Annotated in this window: 1 pseudogene; it reads left to right on the top strand. The window is 65.1% G+C overall.

The features are described 5' to 3' along the window. Positions 1-855, top strand: a pseudogene (locus tag SPK54_RS13620) (IS3 family transposase); the annotation flags it as partial.

Here is an 855-nt window from a genome sequence, read left to right as displayed (position 1 = left end):
TGGCCGAGCAGATGTTCGAGAACGACGTGATCAAGGACGCCCTGCGAAAAAAGTGGTGACCGCACCAGCTCGACGCGAGCTGGTGCGGCATCTGGTGGACAAGGGGCTGAGCGAGCGGCGATCGCTGGCGGTGGTGCGCATGAGCGCCAGCGCCTACCGCTATGCGCCGCGTCCGGACCGCAACATTGAGTTGCGGGCGCGGATCCTGGCGCTGGCGCAGCGGCACAAGCGCTACGGCGTCGGGATGATCCACCTCAAGCTCAGGCAAGCAGGGCTGCTCGTGAACTACAAGCGCGTTGAACGGCTGTACCAGGAAGCGAAGCTGCAGGTGCGTCGCCGCAAGCGCAAGAAGGTGTTGCCGGGCGAGCGCCAACCGCTGATCCGGCCGCTGGCGGCCAATCAGGTGTGGTCGATGGACTTCGTGTTCGACCGCACCGCCGAAGGTCGGGTCATCAAGTGCCTGACGATCGTCGACGACGCCACCCACGAGGCCATCGCGATTGAGGTCGAGCGCGCGATCTCCGGACTGAACGTGACGCGCGTGCTCGACCGTCTGGCACTCGCCCGCGGCCTGCCGCAGGTAATCCGCACCGACAACGGCAAGGAGTTCTGCGGCAAGGCCATGGTCACTTGGGCACACGAACGTGGAGTGCAACTGCGTCTGATCCAACCCGGCAAGCCGAACCAGAACGCCTACGTCGAATCCTTCAACGGCCGCTTGCGCGACGAGTGCCTCAACGAACACTGGTTCCCCCACCTGCTGCACGCCCGGACCGTCATCGAAACCTGGCGCCGGGAATACAACGAGGAGCGGCCGAAGAAGGCATTGGGCGGACTGACACCGAGCGCCTACGC

The organism is Thermomonas sp. LB-4, from assembly GCF_036409385.1.
GTDB lineage: Bacteria > Pseudomonadota > Gammaproteobacteria > Xanthomonadales > Xanthomonadaceae > Thermomonas.
This window is presented reverse-complemented; position numbering and strand designations above follow the sequence as displayed.